16 protein-coding genes are annotated in these 17108 nt (G+C 55.5%); 12 read left to right on the forward strand and 4 right to left on the reverse strand.

From position 1 onward, the window contains the following. The first annotated feature begins 123 nt into the window (after positions 1-123). Positions 124-1398, forward strand: coding sequence for a permease (locus ACR0NN_RS14795; RefSeq protein ID WP_170723540.1), 1275 nt, complete (start codon positions 124-126; stop codon positions 1396-1398). Here ACR0NN_RS14795 and ACR0NN_RS14800 read toward each other — a convergent pair. Beyond that, positions 1371-2288, reverse strand: coding sequence for a LysR family transcriptional regulator ArgP (locus tag ACR0NN_RS14800; RefSeq protein WP_170723539.1), 918 nt, complete (start codon positions 2286-2288; stop codon positions 1371-1373). The genes ACR0NN_RS14795 and ACR0NN_RS14800 overlap by 28 nt on opposite strands. 84 nt (positions 2289-2372) lie before the next feature. Here ACR0NN_RS14800 and ACR0NN_RS14805 point away from each other — a divergent pair, with 84 nt between their 5' ends. The 6 genes from ACR0NN_RS14805 (at position 2373) to ACR0NN_RS14830 (ending at position 8210) form a co-directional block, all read left to right on the forward strand. Beyond that, positions 2373-2972, forward strand: a complete 600-nt coding sequence (locus ACR0NN_RS14805) for a LysE/ArgO family amino acid transporter (protein ID WP_170723538.1) — start codon at positions 2373-2375, stop codon at positions 2970-2972. Positions 2973-3012: 40 nt separating this feature from the next. Next, the gene (locus ACR0NN_RS14810; RefSeq protein WP_170723537.1) at positions 3013-3957 is read left to right on the forward strand and encodes a DMT family transporter; all 945 of its coding nucleotides are present in this window, start codon (positions 3013-3015) and stop codon (positions 3955-3957) included. 57 nt (positions 3958-4014) lie between these two features. Then, positions 4015-4587, forward strand: coding sequence for a choline-binding transcriptional repressor BetI (gene betI, locus ACR0NN_RS14815; protein ID WP_170723536.1), 573 nt, complete (start codon positions 4015-4017; stop codon positions 4585-4587). Beyond that, positions 4584-6092, forward strand: coding sequence for a choline-sulfatase (gene betC, locus ACR0NN_RS14820; protein ID WP_170723535.1), 1509 nt, complete (start codon positions 4584-4586; stop codon positions 6090-6092). Before betI ends, betC begins: the two co-directional genes overlap by 4 nt. Before the next feature lie 87 nt (positions 6093-6179). Then, the gene (gene betA, locus ACR0NN_RS14825) at positions 6180-7838 is read left to right on the forward strand and encodes a choline dehydrogenase (protein WP_170723534.1); all 1659 of its coding nucleotides are present in this window, start codon (positions 6180-6182) and stop codon (positions 7836-7838) included. A gap of 132 nt (positions 7839-7970) precedes the next feature. Beyond that, on the forward strand, positions 7971-8210 hold the full coding sequence (locus ACR0NN_RS14830; protein WP_170723533.1) for a DUF465 domain-containing protein: 240 nt from the start codon (positions 7971-7973) through the stop codon (positions 8208-8210). A 54-nt stretch (positions 8211-8264) separates the two neighbouring features. Here ACR0NN_RS14830 and ACR0NN_RS14835 read toward each other — a convergent pair whose 3' ends face one another. Then, a complete protein-coding gene (locus ACR0NN_RS14835; protein WP_170723532.1) occupies positions 8265-9665 on the reverse strand; it encodes a helix-turn-helix transcriptional regulator in 1401 nt (466 codons plus the stop codon). Between the two features lie 64 nt (positions 9666-9729). Further along, complete coding sequence (locus ACR0NN_RS14840) at positions 9730-10935, reverse strand: multidrug effflux MFS transporter (RefSeq protein ID WP_170723531.1); 1206 nt, start codon at positions 10933-10935, stop codon at positions 9730-9732. A gap of 180 nt (positions 10936-11115) precedes the next feature. Between ACR0NN_RS14840 and ACR0NN_RS14845 the strand changes: the two genes are divergently transcribed. From ACR0NN_RS14845 to ACR0NN_RS14865, 5 genes are all read left to right on the forward strand, one after another. Next, complete coding sequence (locus ACR0NN_RS14845; RefSeq protein WP_170723530.1) at positions 11116-12648, forward strand: acyl-CoA carboxylase subunit beta; 1533 nt, start codon at positions 11116-11118, stop codon at positions 12646-12648. A gap of 131 nt (positions 12649-12779) precedes the next feature. Further along, the gene (locus ACR0NN_RS14850) at positions 12780-13148 is read left to right on the forward strand and encodes a DUF6497 family protein (RefSeq protein ID WP_480684966.1); all 369 of its coding nucleotides are present in this window, start codon (positions 12780-12782) and stop codon (positions 13146-13148) included. Positions 13149-13284: 136 nt separating this feature from the next. Beyond that, positions 13285-13638, forward strand: coding sequence for a hypothetical protein (locus ACR0NN_RS14855; RefSeq protein WP_170723528.1), 354 nt, complete (start codon positions 13285-13287; stop codon positions 13636-13638). Between the two features lie 481 nt (positions 13639-14119). Next, the gene (locus ACR0NN_RS14860; protein WP_170683261.1) at positions 14120-14323 is read left to right on the forward strand and encodes a hypothetical protein; all 204 of its coding nucleotides are present in this window, start codon (positions 14120-14122) and stop codon (positions 14321-14323) included. Between the two features lie 117 nt (positions 14324-14440). Continuing rightward, complete coding sequence (locus ACR0NN_RS14865; protein ID WP_170723527.1) at positions 14441-16486, forward strand: acetyl-CoA carboxylase biotin carboxylase subunit; 2046 nt, start codon at positions 14441-14443, stop codon at positions 16484-16486. A 76-nt stretch (positions 16487-16562) separates the two neighbouring features. Here the strand turns inward: ACR0NN_RS14865 and ACR0NN_RS14870 are convergent, their stop codons facing one another. Then, positions 16563-17009 carry a DUF4174 domain-containing protein gene (locus ACR0NN_RS14870; RefSeq protein WP_170723526.1) on the reverse strand — a complete coding sequence of 149 codons (447 nt, stop codon included), beginning with the start codon at positions 17007-17009 and terminating at the stop codon, positions 16563-16565. Positions 17010-17108 lie beyond the last annotated feature (99 nt).

A 17108-nucleotide genomic window follows, 5' to 3' on the forward strand; every position in this document is an offset into this window, starting at 1 on the left:
TTTTTGTTGCAAAAGAGTGCCCAACAGAAGTCTTGGCCCCAAAGAAACTTGCAATTCGTGTCAGATCAGTGAGGCTGAAGACCCTGAAATGCGACTGCAGGCAGACAACTCAGAGCACGGAAAATGGCCGAAAAAACCAATGATCCAGCGAGACGCAATGTTCCGGTAATAGCCAGCCAGAGCATACTGTCTCAGGTCGCGTGGACATTGGGCAGCCCCTCTGTTGTCCTGCCATTTCTGGCAATCTCGTTGGAGCTGCCGATGTTCCTTGCCGGGGCGTTGGTGTCAATCCGGATGGTTGGCAGCATGATTTCAGATGTGTTTCTGGCCCAACCCATCGCAGCACAGGCACGCAAGAAACGTGGTATTGCGCTGACTGAACTGGGTTTGGGTGGGTGCCTGCTCATGGCGCTGGCAATCGCCGCAACCGGAAGCGTTACGTTGACCGCAATCGCGTTCGTTGCCGCTTTTTTCATGATCGGTTTGATTGAGGAAAGCCAATCCCTGATGCTGTCTGATTTGTTCGGCGATCATCTGAAATCCAAATCCAGGATGGTTATCCGCTATCTGCAATTGGGTGCAGGTGGTCTTGGAGCGATTGGGTTGGTCTTGCTGATACATGAGATCACCAAAGAGTATCCGCCATTCTCGCGGCATTCTGCTGTGATTGCGGCGTCGGTTGCTTTCTTCCTGTTTTCGGCGCTGTGCATTCTGGGTATGTCCGAGATTACGCGCGGTGAACCAAGCGGTGAAAAGATCAAAAAAACAGGCCATCGATCCCTGCGCGACATCATTTCCGGTATCGCCAGCATGTTCGAACAGCCATGGTTCCGACGCTATATGGTCATGCGTCTTCCGTTGGTTGTGGTGTCGCTATCGGTGCCGTTTTTTGCGCTCATCGCTGCGGAGGCGCATCACGCTTCGGCCAAGGGATTGACGGCCATGATTATCTCTTCGGCGTCCGGCTATCTGGTTTCAGCACCGCTTTGGCAATTGGTGAACATGAAATCTCATCGCGCGGTGATGGTTGCGGGTAATCTCATGGTCGCAGTGACTGGGATCGTATTGCTGGCTTTCCACTACGCCCATATTGATCATGAGGTGCATTTACACGCGATTGCATTGTTTATCGTCTCGGTCGCGACAACTGGGATTTCAAGCGCGCGTAAGTTGTACTTTCTGGATATTGCCCCAAAGGATCAGCGCATTCAGGGCGCTGCGGCGATCAAATCCATATGCAGGCTGGCCGCCGTTGCCCTATCCGCCATATTGGCCGCGGTTGCGCATATGCACGAGGTTGCATCGGCGATCGTATTCATTGTTCTTGTCAGTCTTTGGGCGGCCTATGCCTGCTATCATATTGCGCTTCCTCAAAAGCTTGGCGAGGCGCAGCCATAAGGTTGGGCAGGGCCAACCAAACTTTGGGCTGCTACACGACGCACAACTTTGGTTAGCGGTGCCAGGGCAGGGGCCAGAACGCGCCCGATCTGCCAAGTCAGTTCAACATCCAACGGCGCATTTGGTATGACTTCGCAGAGTTGACCGTTTTCAATCGCTTCACGAACAAGGCTTTCAGGATTCATACCCCAGCCCAGTCCTGCGATTGCCGCCTCTACAAATCCGTTCGAGGACGGCAGAAAATGTGAGGGCGGCGAAAGGCGCCCACCAGTCTGGGTAGTCATCCATGTTTGCTGTAGATTATCTTTGCGGCTGAATGTCAGACAGGGGGCATGTGACAAGGTTTTCGCGGATACGCCTTTGGAAAACCACCGCTGCATGAAAGCAGGGCTGGCGGTGGGCAGATAGCGCAAAGCACCTAGGGCAATGGCGTCACATCCGGCGACAGACTGGCCACCCACGGTGATTGCCGCGCTGACTTCGCCGCGTCGTAGCCATTCGGCCGAGTGATCCTGATCGTCGATCACGAGATCGAACATTATGTCTTCTGCCTGAGCCATCGCACCAATGAACCAAGTCGCCAGAATGTCAGCTGGGAGCGCAATGCGCACCTTTGCCGGGCCCTCGCGTTGATCTAGCGTCAGTTCTCGCGCCAGTTTGGCCTCTAGCAAACCGATATCTTCAGCATGACGGGCAATTCGCAGGCCCGCAGGCGTTCCGGTGCAGGGTGTGCCACGATGGATCAGAGCGGCGCCAACCCGATCTTCCAGTGCTTTGATACGCTGCGAAATTGCGGAAGGGGTAACCGATAGCTCGGATGCGGCTGCCTCAAAGCTGCCGTGTCGTAATATCGCGGCCAATGCCGACAGGTGATGAGGGTCAAGCAGCATTAGTATGACTTAACTGAAGTTATCAACATTAATTTGATAAAATTGTACGCGCCCTGTAGTCAACGTCGAACTTCAGGAGGTCGCATGTTCCCATCTATGATCGCAGGTTTTGCCTTGGGCTTTAGCCTTATTTTGGCGATTGGCGCTCAGAACGCCTTTGTTCTGCGGCAGGGGCTGCGGCGCGAGCATGTCTTTCCGCTCTGCCTGACGTGTGCAGTTTCAGACGCCATTCTGATCGCAGCAGGTGTTGCCGGGTTTGGCACGTTGGCGCAGGCCGCACCGTGGTTTGAGACGGTGATGCGCTATGGCGGCGCGGTTTTTCTGACTTGGTACGCGCTGCGCAGTTTCCGCTCCGCCTGGCAGGGCGGTGCTGCGATGGAAACTGGTAACGGGCAACGAACCAGCTTGCGCGCAGCCCTGCTGACTGTTCTGGCATTCACCTGGCTCAACCCTCATGTTTATCTGGATACTGTCGTGTTGATCGGATCAATCTCGGCCCAATATGTCGACCGTATGGCGTTCGCGATTGGTGCGATGACTTCAAGTTTCGTCTTCTTCTTTACACTGGGTTATGGGGCCAGGGTTCTGTCGCCGATTTTTGCTCGACCGCGTGCGTGGCAAATCCTTGATGTGGTGATCGGGGTCGTGATGCTGGCCATTGCCACGAAACTTGTTGTCATGTGAAGGGTTGTTCCCAGTTGAAAATCAGTATTCAACCGTCCATATGAACTCACCCAATACTCAGCAAAGCCCGCTCATAGGCTTGTTCTGGATGTTTGCCGCTGGGCTGTGCTTTGTGGGAATGAACGCGTTGGTCAAGATGCTGGGAACCAGCATGAATCCCATTCAGGCCGCGTTCTTGCGCTATGCGCTGGGTCTGGTGTTTCTCTTGCCGGCCATCGGAGCAATTCTTGGAACGCCTCTGACACGTCGCAATCTGACTCTGTTCGGAGTTCGTGGTGGAGTTCACGCCATTGCCGTCATGCTATGGTTCTTCGCGATGACGCGTATTCCGCTGGCCGAAGTGACAGCGATGAATTACATGACGCCGATTTATGTCACGATTGGAGCTGCCATATTTCTGGGTGAAAAACTGGCCTTTCGCAGAATCGCGGCGATCATGGTGGCAGTTATCGGCGTACTTATCATTCTAAGACCCGGCTTTCGGACAGTTATGCCGGGCCATCTGGCGATGCTTGGTGCAGCACTGGCATTGGGAGTTTCTTATCTGCTGGCCAAAGTGATGGTGCGTGACATACGCCCCTCTGCCGTCGTTGCACACTTGTCGATCTGGGTCACGATCGCATTGGTGCCCTTCGCCATTGCTGTCTGGGAACCACCAGATTTGCGCGATCTGCTGGTGCTCAGCGCAATTGCCAGCTTTGCTACTGCAGGCCACTACTTCATGACGCTCGCATTGCAAGCGGCCCCAGTGGCGGTGACTCAGCCGGTCACGTTCTTGCAATTGATCTGGGCAACATTGCTTGGCACGCTGGCCTTTCATGAACGGGTCGACGTTTGGGTGATTGCTGGCGGGACGCTAATCCTTGCCGCAGTCAGTTTCATCACTTGGCGCGAAGCCGTGCTGAGCCGGGGCAAGACAATCCCGCCTACGCCGCCACAAGGATCCGAGATGCCGCAATCAGTGCGCCGAAACGTTATTGATTGACGAGTCAATTTAAACACCGTAGCCTTTCATGCACTCAGGTATGGCAGAGAGGCGAAAATGCCAAAAATCGGAATGGAGCCGATCCGGCGCGATGCAATCGTCAAAGCGACGATTGCTGAACTAGGCGTTCAGAAATCGCTCGATGTCACCGTCAGTCAAATCGCCAAACGCGCCGGAATGTCGAGCGCGCTCGCACATCACTATTTTGGTGGCAAAGAGCAGATATTTCTGGCCGCCATGCGCCGCATTCTTTCAGATTTCGGGGAAGAGGCTCGCACACAGCTCAGTTCCGCGAAACCCGATGAACGTGCGCAGGCCATTATTCGCGCCTGTTTCGCTCCGTCATGTTTCACACCGGATGTGATCGCCGCGTGGATGACCTTTTATGTGCTGGCGCAAACCAATGATGATGCTCTGAGGCTTTGGCAGATTTATCAGGCGCGGATTCGTTCGAACCTTATCCACGCACTACGTCCGCATATGAGCGATCCGACTGAGGCGGCGGAAGATATGATCGCTTTGATTGATGGGCTTTACATCCATTCTGCACTGGACGCCCCGCAAAAACCTGAGTTGGCAGTCAATCGCGCGCTGCGAGTGTTGAGCGCATTCTTAGAGGCAAAAAAATGACAAAGCCCAATATTCTGATCCTGATGGTGGATCAGCTCAACGGAACCCTCTTTCCAGACGGTCCTGCAGAATGGTTGCATGCGCCGAACCTGAAAAAGCTGGCCGAGAAATCTACGCGATTTGCCAACACTTATACGGCCTCGCCACTGTGCGCGCCGGGACGTGCAAGCTTTATGTCTGGCCAGTTGCCCTCGCGTACCGGCGTCTATGACAATGCCGCTGAGTTCCGCAGTGACATCCCGACCTATGCGCACCACCTACGCCGCGCGGGATACTATACCTGCCTGTCCGGAAAGATGCATTTTGTTGGTCCCGACCAGTTGCACGGGTTCGAAGACCGCCTGACCACCGATATTTATCCGGCGGATTTCGGTTGGACGCCGGATTATCGAAAGCCCGGTGAACGGATCGATTGGTGGTATCACAACATGGGTTCGGTCACTGGCGCTGGTGTGGCGGAAATCTCTAACCAGATGGAATATGATGACGAGGTCGCATACAACGCCAAAGCCAAGCTGTACGACCTCGCTCGCGGCAAAGATGATCGCCCATGGTGCGTGACGGTAAGTTTTACCCACCCGCATGATCCTTATGTCGCGCGCCGAAAATACTGGGATCTCTATGAGGATTGCGAACATCTGGAGCCAGAGATCGCCGATCTGGGCTATGAGAACCAAGACCCCCATTCCAAGCGCATCTTTGACGCCAACGATTGGCGCAGCTTCGACATAAAGGCTGAGGATATCCGCAAGTCCCGCCGCGCTTATTTCGCCAATATCTCTTATCTGGACGACAAGATCGGTGAAATACTGGATGTGCTGGAAACCACCCGGCAAGAGGCGATCATCCTCTTTGTCTCCGATCACGGCGATATGTTGGGCGAGCGTGGGCTGTGGTTCAAGATGACCTTCTTTGAAGGGTCTTCGCGGGTACCTTTAATGATATCGGCACCTGACCTACCTGTCGGGCGCATCGAAACACCCGTTTCAACAATTGATGTAACACCAACGCTTGGTGCGCTGGCAGGCGTTGATATGGCTGAAATCGCACCGTGGACGGACGGCGAAGACCTTGTACCGTTGGCGAAAGGTAAAGAACGAACCGCTCCGGTAGCAATGGAGTATGCGGCCGAGGCCTCATATGCGCCATTGGTTTCTCTGCGTTATGGCAAGTGGAAATACAATCGTTGTGCATTGGATCCTGATCAACTGTTCGATCTTGAGGCCGATCCGCATGAGATGGCCAACCTTGCCGATATGCCCGAACACGCGGGCACCCTTCAAACATTGCTGGCCAAATCCGAAGCGCGTTGGGATCTTGAACGCTTTGATGCTGATGTACGAGCCAGTCAGGCGCGCCGCTGGGTGGTCTATGAGGCATTGCGTCAAGGCGGCTACTACCCGTGGGATTATCAACCGCTGCAGAAAGCGTCCGAACGCTACATGCGCAATCACATGGATCTGAATGATGTAGAGGAAAGCCAACGCTTCCCGCGTGGCGAATAACTCTTCACTTTTACAAAACACTTCTGCGGGTAGAGATGAGATTTTTCGTCGAAAAATCTTATCCCTAGCGGGAGCGGAGACACGAATATGGAAGCTGATTTTGTCATAGTCGGTGCTGGCTCTGCGGGATGTGCAATGGCATATCGCCTGAGCGAAGCCGGGGCATCGGTCCTGGTGATTGAACATGGTGGAACCGATGTCGGGCCGTTCATCCAGATGCCCGCCGCGTTGAGCTATCCAATGAACATGTCGCGCTATGATTGGGGTTACAAATCGGAACCCGAACCGTATCTGAACAACCGCAGATTGGCCTGTCCGAGAGGGAAGGTCATCGGAGGGTCGTCCTCGATTAACGGCATGGTCTATGTGCGCGGTCATGCGCGCGATTTCGACACCTGGGCCGAGATGGGGGCGGATGGCTGGTCATACGCGGATGTGTTGCCCTACTACAAACGAATGGAGACCTGGCACGATGGTGGTCATGGTGGCGACCACGCTTGGCGCGGGACGGATGGGCCGCTGCATGTATCACGCGGACCTCGTGAAAACCCTCTGTTCAAAGCTTTTGTAGATGCGGGCCAACAGGCCGGGTACGAGATCACCGGCGACTATAATGGCGAAAAGCAAGAGGGCTTTGGCCCTATGGAGCAGACCGTCTGGAAAGGCCGGCGCTGGTCAGCTGCAAACGCCTATCTGAAACCGGCCCTTAAGCGCGAAAACTGCGAAATTGTGCGTGGTCTTGCCGCCCGCGTGATTATTGAAGCGGGCCGTGCGACGGGTGTTGAACTCATCCGTGGTGGAAAGCGTGAGGTGATCAAAGCAAGGCGCGAGGTCGTATTGGCGGCCTCGTCGATCAACTCACCAAAGCTGCTAATGCTGTCGGGTATCGGACCTGCCGCGCACCTTGCCGAGCACCGCATCAAAGTGGTTGCCGACCGTCCCGGCGTTGGCGGCAATTTGCAAGACCATCTTGAGCTTTATATCCAACAGGCGTCGTTGCAGCCGATCACGCTGTACAAGCATTGGAACCTCTTCAGCAAAGGCATGATCGGGGCGCAATGGTTGTTCACGAAAACCGGCCTTGGTGCATCGAACCAGTTTGAAAGTGCGGCTTTTGTGCGCTCGAAACCAGGTGTGGAATATCCTGACGTCCAATACCATTTCCTACCGATGGCCGTTCGCTATGATGGGCAGGCTGCAGCCGAAGGTCATGGGTTCCAAGCGCATGTCGGGCCTATGCGGTCGCCCTCGCGTGGGGCCGTAACTCTTCGTTCTGCCAACGCCGAAGATGCCCCTGTAATCCGCTTTAATTACATGAGTCATGAGGCGGATTGGGAGGATTTCCGAACCTGTATCCGACTGACCCGAGAGATTTTCGGGCAAGAGGCCTTCAAGCCCTACGCGGGCAAGGAGATTCAGCCGGGTGCCGCCGTTCAATCGGACGCAGAGCTCGACGCCTTTATCGCCGAACACGCAGAAAGCGCCTATCATCCTTGTGGAACATGCCGCATGGGTCGGGCGGACGATAAAAATGCGGTTGTCGACCCACAGGGGCGTGTGATCGGGGTAGATGGACTGCGTGTCGCCGACAGCTCAATCTTTCCGCAGATCACTAATGGCAATCTGAATGCGCCATCGATCATGGTGGGGGAGAAGATATCGGATCACTTGCTCGAGAAGGATCCGCTGCCCAAAGCAAATGATCAGCCGTGGATCAGCCCAAGATGGGCAACAGCACAGCGCTGATTCATCCCGGATTTCTGGAGTCTTCTGATTTCTGTCATGGTGACGGGCGCGCGATATTTGATCGGCATCAAAGCAGAGCGTCAAAGTCATGTTTAGATGTTGAATGTAACGCTTAAACAAGGAGCCAACTAAATGTCCCATACCCCGCATGAACTGGCTGAGGAGTTTCCAGACAAAGTCGAAGTAATGAGCCAGCTCAAGCAAACGGATGCGCATTTTGCCCGGCTTGCGGACGAATATCACGAGATCAACCGTGTCGTGCATCGGGCTGAGACCAATGTCGAACCGATGGAAGAGTTGGCTGAGGTTGAACTGCGAAAGAAACGCGCGGCGCTCAAGGATGAGATTTGGGCGATTTTATCGAAAAGCTGATAAGAAGACGGGGGCTTTGCCAATGAGCCCCCGGATCAACATGGCGGATGACGATCAGGTAACCTTGTAAGGCAGGGTGCCTCGGCTATGGGCGTCGATCGTCAGGCGGCGTTCCAATGGTGGAACGGATCTTTGGTGACAATTCTGGCGCTCGCAGATGCGACAGGATATGCCGATTGGCTCGTAAGAACTGGCGTTGTTTAAGTCGAGATTATCGGCATAAACCAGGGCCTCGGCATGCCGGACCTCGCACCCCAATGCGATAGCGTAACGGCGAACCGGCGCGCCGAATGAGCCACCTGATTTCGAGACGTCACGCGCAAGCGAAATGTATCGAACTCCGTCTGGTGTTTCGGCCAATTGCTGCAGGAAATGCCCCGGTGTCTCAAATGCCCGGTGAACATTCCATAGCGGGCAGGCCCCACCAAACCGGGCAAATTGAAGCCGTGTCGCAGAGTGGCGTTTGGTGATCGTACCAGCCTGATCAACGCGGACAAAAAAGAACGGAATTCCCTTTGCGCCGGGACGTTGCAACGTGGAAAGACGATGCGCCACCTGTTCAATCGATGCGCCGAACCGGTTGCTAAGCAGTTCCAGATCATGCCGGTATTCCTGCGCGGCAGAAAGGAATGCGCCGTACGGCATAAGCGAAGCACCGGCAAAATAATTTGCAAGGCCGATTTTCGCGATGGCGCGGGCCTCGTCGCTTTGAAAGCGCGCGAAATCGAGCGTTGCCTCAAGCAGCTTATCCTGACTGATCAACGCCACTTGCAACAAAAGTTGAAAGACCTGTGTTTGCGGTGCAGCGCGTGAAGACAGGCGCAAGGTTTTGTCGTTCGCATTATAGCTGCGCAAAGTGTCACTGTCGGCGAACGTAACGTGAATGCCGCGTTCGGTCAGGCTGTTCAAAGCGACAATACGAATATCGCTGCTGTCATCGGTACGGCTGGCGAACCTCTCGGCGGCGCGGTCGACCGCATCGATATAGTTGTCGCAATAATGAAAGAAATCCCGCACTTCTTCCCAGGGACTGGCCTGAATTCGGGCATCCTCGCGGCCCAACGCCTCATCAAGTGAAGCAAGCCGTTCATGGGTTTGGCGATAGGCGCGGTGCAACTCGATAAATGCCCGTGCAAGCGCGGGCGCGTTCGAGGCGGTCAATCTGAGGTCGGCCAGAGGAGGCATCATGTCTGCAAAAACAGGATCGGCGAGCGCCTCGCGCATGTCTGACACCAGGCGTTCGCTATCGCCCGTGCTAAGTTCGGTGACGTCCATGCCAAACTCTTGGGCCAGGGCCAGAACAACCGTTGTCGAGATTGGACGGTTATTGTTCTCCATCTGGTTCAAGTAGGGCAGTGAAACACCCAGCTTTGTAGCAAAATCCTTTTGCGTCAGGGATAGGCGCGTCCGCATTTCGCGTAACTTGGCGCCTGCATAGAGTTTTTGGGTGGCCATGGGGAATCTTTGCAGCTTTACTTAAGTCACAAGCTAACTTTGCAAACCCATCGGCGCAAGCCGCCTAAAGACCAAGTTGCCGTTCGCGCCAAATGACGACGCTAATGGCGCAGATTGCCAAAGCGGCGGTTGTCAGCATAAGCCACAGCAACGGCATCGCGCCGGTTTCATGGGTCAGCAATGCGCCCGCCAGCGCACTAAGGGCAGCGCCGCCGCCAAGCATAATCGCTCCGCTAAGGCCCGAGGCCGTTGCCGCCAGATGCGGACGGACTGAGAGCGATCCGGCTGTCGCATTTGGGATTGTCATGCCATTGCCCAGTCCGACAAACGTCATTAGGCCGAAAAAGCTGAGTGCTGTTCCGAGGCCCGCCAAAAACAGCAATGCAGACAAAGCAACGCCAATTGCATTCAGCCAGCACCCCCAGAGGACCATGCGATTGACGCCGACACGAACCGAGAATCGGCCACTAATGAAATTGCCGAAGAAATACCCAATCGCAGGGGCGCCGAAGTATATCCCGACTTCGGCGGCGGTCATGCCGAACACTTCTGTCCCGATGAATGGTGCACCGCCCAAGTAAGCAAAGAATGCACCGGATGAGAATGCGGTCGACAAGGAGTAGCCCCAGAAACGGGGCGACATCAGCAATTCTGGGTATTCGCGGAATTGTTGTATCAATGTCTTTCCGCTTGCAGCGGCAGTTTCACCGAAGTCGCGAAAGGTCAGCAGCAATGCCAGAGCGGCAAGCGCAAAAGGAAGCCAGAAATTGGCTTTCCAGCCGAAGGCCTCTTCCAGCATGCCACCAACCGCCGGGCCGATCATGGGAACGACCGCCATTCCCATCGTGACATAACCCAGCATCGAGGCGGCTTGATCTTGCTCATACATGTCCCGCACAGCCGCACGGCTTAGGACAATGCCCACGACGATGACAGCTTGGCACATTCTAAATGCCAGGAATGTCTCAACATTTGGCGCGTAGATGCATCCCAGCGTCGCCAACAGAAAAAGGGCAAGCCCCCACAGGAGAACCGGCCTGCGCCCGGCTTTGTCGGCAAGCGGGCCGATCAAAATCTGCAGAACAGCATTCACCAATAGATACAGCGCGATTGAAAGCTGCATCACTTTGTAATCTGTCTGAAAATAGGTCGCCATAAATGGGAGGCTGGGCAGGTACAGATTCATGCTCAGCGCCGATAGTCCTGACAACAGTATGAGTGTTGCAAGCGTCGGTGGGGTACGACTAATGGAGGTAGAACTGAACTGCATGGTTTACCCTTAGACCCTAAGCGCGGGAAATGCCATCAGCAGTTTGAGTTGCCGTAGAATTTGCTTATTTGCAGTTACCAGTCCACGTATATTCAAATATTTGCAAATTTGCCGAATACTACTTTGGCCCGTCAACGCTTGTCGGTATGGTCGCGCAAATTCTCATGGGAGACTATCGACATGAAAGACATCCTTTCCGAGCTCGAAGATCGTCGAAACAATGCGCGACTGGGTGGTGGGCAAAAACGCATCGACGCGCAGCATGCGCGCGGCAAGCTGACTGCACGCGAACGGATCGAGTTGCTGGTGGACGAAGGCAGCTTTGAAGAGTTCGACATGTTTGTCAGCCATCGCTGCACCGATTTCGGAATGGAAAAGCAAAAACCGGCGGGCGATGGTGTTGTCACCGGTTGGGGCACTATTAACGGTCGCATGGTCTATGTGTTCAGCCAGGATTTTACCGTATTCGGTGGCTCACTTTCTGAAACCCATGCGCAGAAGATCTGCAAGATCATGGATATGGCGGTGCAGAACGGTGCGCCGGTGATCGGGATCAACGACTCGGGTGGCGCGCGGATTCAAGAGGGTGTTGCCTCGTTGGCCGGATATGCCGAGGTGTTCCAGCGCAATATCATGGCCTCGGGCGTGGTGCCGCAGATCAGCGTAATCATGGGGCCTTGTGCGGGTGGCGCGGTTTATAGCCCTGCGATGACCGACTTTATCTTCATGGTCAAAGACACATCATACATGTTCGTCACAGGCCCGGACGTTGTGAAGACCGTCACCAACGAGGTGGTGACAGCAGAAGAACTGGGCGGAGCATCGACGCACACCAAAAAATCGTCGGTTGCTGATGGCGCGTTTGAAAACGACGTAGAGGCCCTGGCCGAAGTACGCCGCCTTGTCGATTTCCTGCCGCTCAATAATCGTGAGAAGCCCCCGGTTCGTCCGTTTTTTGACAGCCCTGATCGGGTTGAAACCTCGCTGGACACACTGATCCCGGATAATCCGAACACGCCTTACGATATGAAGGAGCTCATCACCAAAGTGGCGGATGAGAGCGACTTCTACGAGATTCAGGAAGATTACGCCAAGAATATCATCACCGGTTTCATCCGTCTGGAAGGCCAGACTGTTGGTGTCGTTGCGAACCAGCCGATGGTTCTGGCTGGGTGTCTGGATATCGACAGTTCTCGCAAAGCGGCTCGGTTCGTGCGGTTCTGCGATTGCTTTGAAATTCCGATCCTGACCTTGGTGGATGTTCCGGGTTTCCTGCCTGGGACGTCGCAGGAGTATGGAGGTGTGATCAAGCATGGCGCGAAGTTGTTGTTTGCCTATGGCGAGGCGACGGTGCCAAAGGTCACCGTGATTACACGCAAAGCCTATGGCGGCGCTTATGACGTGATGGCGTCGAAACACCTGCGCGGCGATTTCAACTATGCATGGCCAACAGCCGAAATTGCGGTGATGGGTGCCAAGGGGGCGACCGAAATTATCCATCGGGCGGATCTTGGCGACACCGACAAGATTGCGCAGCACACGCAGGATTACGAAGACAGGTTTGCAAATCCTTTCGTCGCCGCCGAGCGGGGTTTTATTGATGAAGTGATCATGCCGCAATCAACACGACGCCGTGTGTCGCGTGCCTTCGCAAGTTTGCGTGGCAAGCAGCTGAAAAACCCGTGGAAGAAACACGACAATATTCCGCTGTAATTATCTGAAGCGAACTATCGATGAGCCGATCGACCCAACATAAGAACGCGCAGGCCGCTTATGCTGCGCACGCAACCCCGGAGGGAGGAGGCTGCTTCCGGCGGTTTCGGGGTTGCGTATTGGGTTTTGTGATGGCTGCAACAGCCAACGGGGCAGAGGCCAGCAACCTGCTGCCAGTGCCTTCTGGCCAACCGGTTGAGCTGAGCGATGTGCTGCTGGACACCAATCCGGGTGAGCTTTGGGTGAGGTTTCGGTTTATCGCACCCAAGATCGGGTCAACGGTTGGCCGTATCACGTATGATGTCGCGTCGATCGACATGGAGCATTTATGCGAAACTCTGGCTGTGCCCTATGTCGCGCAGCACGATTTGGAACCTGCAAGGGTCGTCATTTCTTTTTCGGATCGACCAATTGAATTCGGCACATCCGAACCCGACGCGACCCAGTTTTTTGAAGCCTACCGGTTGGAACAATCCCGGTGTATCTGGGAGGGGCTCTGACCATGAACAGGCATTGTCACGGTCCCAGAGAGCCCCACTACAAAGATGCAACGTCGGAGGTTCGCATGATCGCTTCATCCCAACAGGTTTGCCAGATGCCCTGTTTCTTTAAGACCCTGACCGATGAGAGAGTGCCATGCTGAAACATCGCGGATTCCCCGGTCGACTGCCCGGTACCGACTTTCAGTTCACTATTCGAAGGGCCAACCCCAAAGGTGTGACGCCACTGACCCAGCGCGAACGATTTCGCGATCGCAAGCCTGCCGACAAGCGAGCAGACGTCGCATTTTTAGAAGCGCTGTGGGAGCATTTCGGAGATCAGCCGTTCGAGCGCGGTAATCTGGACGCCGGTCGGCTGAATTGGCTGTTCGGGCGCGAGGTAATCGCAGCGGAAGATCCGTTTGATCCAGCTAGTTACGATGCTCTGCTGGTGATTGATGTGAATGTTGCGCGCCAGTCGTTTCCAGACGTGTTCGACGGTGTACGCTGATCATGCCAAACGCTGCCGCGCATATCACGTTGCTAAATCAAGGGGGCGGGTCCTTGCCCCAAGGTGCGAAGGACTGCGCGGTGCAACGGGCTGCTGTGGTCTACGTCTCCCGTATTGCCCCTAGTTCTCCTGTAGGCACAAATTTGCGCGGAGTTTTGCCCAACTGGCAGGATTTGGCCGGAAATTCAGATGGAAACAATAACTGGTTGGCGCGCGCAATTGTGCTGTGCACAGTGATCGCGCCGTGCGGCTCTATTTTGCCTGCGTCGCACAAGCACCTACTATTCCGTACCCCTTCCTTCCGCGGGCAGGCTTGTGTTCCCCACAGAGTTCTGTCCGCGGTTTTCTTTTTGTCCGAGTTAGACAAAAAGCGGCAAAAATCTGCGCAATTCGTGTGTTTGCGGCCTCTGTTATTGCATAACAATGCGCGAAATCGGCATCTGCTCTCAAAGACTGCAATAAACCTAGAAGGGCAGAAACCATGCGAATCAAACGAATTTCCCTCGTGTTGGCGACCTGTGCGGGCCTGGCGGCCTGCGGTGGCTCGACCGGCGAACAGGCAATCCTCGGCGGCGGTGCAGGAGCGTTGGGGGCTGCGGTCCTCAGTGCGGACCCGTTGCTTGGCGCGGCCGTGGGGGCTGCGGGCAACGTGCTGTACTGCAAGACCCAGCACAACTGTAACTAACTCCGAATTTGTCGGGGCTACCAAAGCCTCGTCCGTCATTGCGCATCACGCCGTCGTGGGGTCAACGCCCTGCGGCGGTGTTTTGCGTTTCCAAAACACCAAGCCAAAGGACGTTCCATGTTCAACAAGATCCTGATCGCTAACCGGGGCGAGATCGCCTGCCGGGTCATCAAGACCGCCCGCAAGATGGGTATTGGTACGGTTGCCATCTATTCAGATGCTGACAAGAACGCCCTGCATGTCTCGATGGCGGATGAGGCCATTCATATCGGCCCACCTCCAGCCAACCAGTCCTACATCGTTATCGACAAAGTGATGGACGCCATTCGTCAAAGTGGTGCTCAGGCAGTCCACCCCGGTTATGGCTTTCTGTCCGAGAATGCTAAGTTTGCCGAGGCGCTGGATGCCGCAGGCGTGGCCTTCATCGGGCCGCCAGTGGGTGCGATCGAAAGCATGGGGGACAAGATCACCTCGAAGAAGATCGCACAAGAGGCCGGGGTTTCGACGGTTCCCGGCTATATGGGGCTGATCGAAGACGCTGATGAGGCGGTGAAGATTTCGAACGACATCGGCTATCCGGTGATGATCAAGGCCAGCGCTGGCGGCGGCGGCAAAGGCATGCGGATCGCCTGGAATGACGAAGAAGCCCGCGAAGGTTTCCAATCTTCCAAGAACGAGGCCGTAAATTCCTTTGGCGACGACCGGATATTCATCGAGAAATTCGTGACCCAGCCGCGCCACATAGAGATTCAGGTTCTCTGCGACAGCCACGGCAATGGCATTTATCTGGGCGAGCGTGAATGTTCGATCCAGCGCCGGAACCAGAAGGTTGTGGAAGAGGCACCATCGCCTTTCCTTGACCCTGAAACCCGCAAGGCGATGGGCGAACAGGCGGTCGCTTTGGCCAAGGCGGTGAACTACGCCAGCGCCGGCACGGTGGAATTCATCGTGGATGGGGAGAAGAATTTCTATTTCCTCGAAATGAACACCCGTCTTCAGGTGGAACACCCTGTGACCGAGCTGATCACCGGCGTTGATCTGGTGGAACAGATGATCCGCGTGGCGGCTGGTGAAAAGCTGACAATTACACAGGATGACGTGACCCTGACCGGCTGGGCCATTGAAAATCGTCTTTACGCAGAGGATCCGTATCGCGGCTTTTTGCCCTCGATTGGCCGTCTGACACGTTATCGCCCTCCGCAGGAGGTCGCTGCTGGCCCTTTGCTGGTCAACGACAAATGGCAGGGTAACGCGCCCGAGGGTGAAAGCGCTGTGCGGAATGATACTGGGGTCTATGAGGGCGGCGAGATCAGCATGTACTACGACCCGATGATCGCCAAGCTATGCACCTGGGCCCCGACCCGCGCGCAAGCGATTGAGGCGATGCGCGTGGCGCTGGACAGTTTCGAGGTCGAAGGGATCGGGCATAATCTGCCATTCTTGTCGGCCGTCATGGATCACCCGAAATTCGTCAGCGGTGACATGACAACTGCTTTCATCGCCGAGGAATATCCGGACGGTTTCGAAGGCGTAGACCTGCCCGAAGAGGATTTGCGCCGCATCGCAGCTTCGTGCGCCGCGATGCACCGGGTGGCCGAAATCCGTCGCACCCGTGTTTCGGGTCGGATGGACAATCACGAGCGCAAGGTCGGCAAACGTTGGAATGTTGCACTGCAAGGGCAGGAATTCAGCGTCAAGGTCAAGGCCGACAAACAGGGCGCAACGGTCAAATTCAACGACGGGTCATCCATGCGTGTGTCGTCAGACTGGACACCCGGGAACCAATTGGCGGTGCTGGATGTAGATGGCAGCCTATTGGTTTTGAAGGTCGGAAAAATCTCAGGCGGGTTCCGCATCCGAAACCGCGGGGCTGACCTCAAGGTCCATGTACGCACCCCGCGCCAGGCCGAACTTGCCCGCATGATGCCCGAAAAGCTGCCGCCTGATACCTCGAAAATGCTGCTCTGCCCGATGCCGGGTCTGATCGTGAAAATCGATGTCGAAGTCGGGCAGGAGGTGCAAGAAGGTCAGGCACTTTGCACCGTTGAAGCGATGAAGATGGAAAACATCCTGCGCGCCGAGAAGAAAGGCGTGGTCTCGAAGATCAATGCTGGCCCCGGCGACAGTCTTGCCGTGGACGATGTGATTATCGAGTTCGAATGATCATGCGCGCGCCTGCTTCATATTTCTCAGAGTTCTCGGTGGCTTCTGCCGGGACTTTGAAGCATGTCGCAGATGATCAGCCGCCCTCGCGCCGTTCACGGATTTCGCGTTCGCGCAGGGGGGTCTTGTCGATCGAACGACTAATCTCGCGCACGCTCCACGGGCTGGGTTTGCGCAGTTTCACGACGCCGTCCTTGTCGACAAACACCATCTGGAACCCACGCGGGCGCAGTTTCGAACGGATCGATGACCGTGCAGCAGGGTCGGTATCGGTCAATACGATCACATCGCGATCTCGCATGGCATCCTCCCCCTCCAACAACATGTCAATCTGTTGCTGGAATCGTGGGTCTGCCGGGGTATCGGCAAAAACGACGATTGGGCGGTGTGTCCAAAGGAAATCGGTCAGATCGCTGTCATCTACGGGACGCACAAAGCTGTCATCCGCAGGGGCGTTTGCGTCCGCGGCCATAGCAGCCAGCGGGAATAGTGCCGTGAAAACAAGGGCAAGCGTGCGTGTCATAAGGCCTCCTGTTGAGATGAATATAGCCCCTGATGGGGCGAATGCGACCGGCGAAATGACTAAGAGCATCAAAAATTTGTTCATCGGCCACGGAATTGG

It is taken from the genome of Ruegeria sp. BA2 (assembly GCF_056539605.1).

Coding starts and splice junctions, on each gene's coding strand:
- ACR0NN_RS14795 (WP_170723540.1), top strand. CDS start 124: ATGGCCGAAAAAACCAATGATCCAGCGAGACGCAATGTTCCGGTAATA.
- ACR0NN_RS14800 (WP_170723539.1), bottom strand. CDS start 2,288: ATGCTGCTTGACCCTCATCACCTGTCGGCATTGGCCGCGATATTACGA.
- ACR0NN_RS14805 (WP_170723538.1), top strand. CDS start 2,373: ATGTTCCCATCTATGATCGCAGGTTTTGCCTTGGGCTTTAGCCTTATT.
- ACR0NN_RS14810 (WP_170723537.1), top strand. CDS start 3,013: ATGAACTCACCCAATACTCAGCAAAGCCCGCTCATAGGCTTGTTCTGG.
- betI (WP_170723536.1), top strand. CDS start 4,015: ATGCCAAAAATCGGAATGGAGCCGATCCGGCGCGATGCAATCGTCAAA.
- betC (WP_170723535.1), top strand. CDS start 4,584: ATGACAAAGCCCAATATTCTGATCCTGATGGTGGATCAGCTCAACGGA.
- betA (WP_170723534.1), top strand. CDS start 6,180: ATGGAAGCTGATTTTGTCATAGTCGGTGCTGGCTCTGCGGGATGTGCA.
- ACR0NN_RS14830 (WP_170723533.1), top strand. CDS start 7,971: ATGTCCCATACCCCGCATGAACTGGCTGAGGAGTTTCCAGACAAAGTC.
- ACR0NN_RS14835 (WP_170723532.1), bottom strand. CDS start 9,665: ATGGCCACCCAAAAACTCTATGCAGGCGCCAAGTTACGCGAAATGCGG.
- ACR0NN_RS14840 (WP_170723531.1), bottom strand. CDS start 10,935: ATGCAGTTCAGTTCTACCTCCATTAGTCGTACCCCACCGACGCTTGCA.
- ACR0NN_RS14845 (WP_170723530.1), top strand. CDS start 11,116: ATGAAAGACATCCTTTCCGAGCTCGAAGATCGTCGAAACAATGCGCGA.
- ACR0NN_RS14850 (WP_480684966.1), top strand. CDS start 12,780: ATGGCTGCAACAGCCAACGGGGCAGAGGCCAGCAACCTGCTGCCAGTG.
- ACR0NN_RS14855 (WP_170723528.1), top strand. CDS start 13,285: ATGCTGAAACATCGCGGATTCCCCGGTCGACTGCCCGGTACCGACTTT.
- ACR0NN_RS14860 (WP_170683261.1), top strand. CDS start 14,120: ATGCGAATCAAACGAATTTCCCTCGTGTTGGCGACCTGTGCGGGCCTG.
- ACR0NN_RS14865 (WP_170723527.1), top strand. CDS start 14,441: ATGTTCAACAAGATCCTGATCGCTAACCGGGGCGAGATCGCCTGCCGG.
- ACR0NN_RS14870 (WP_170723526.1), bottom strand. CDS start 17,009: ATGACACGCACGCTTGCCCTTGTTTTCACGGCACTATTCCCGCTGGCT.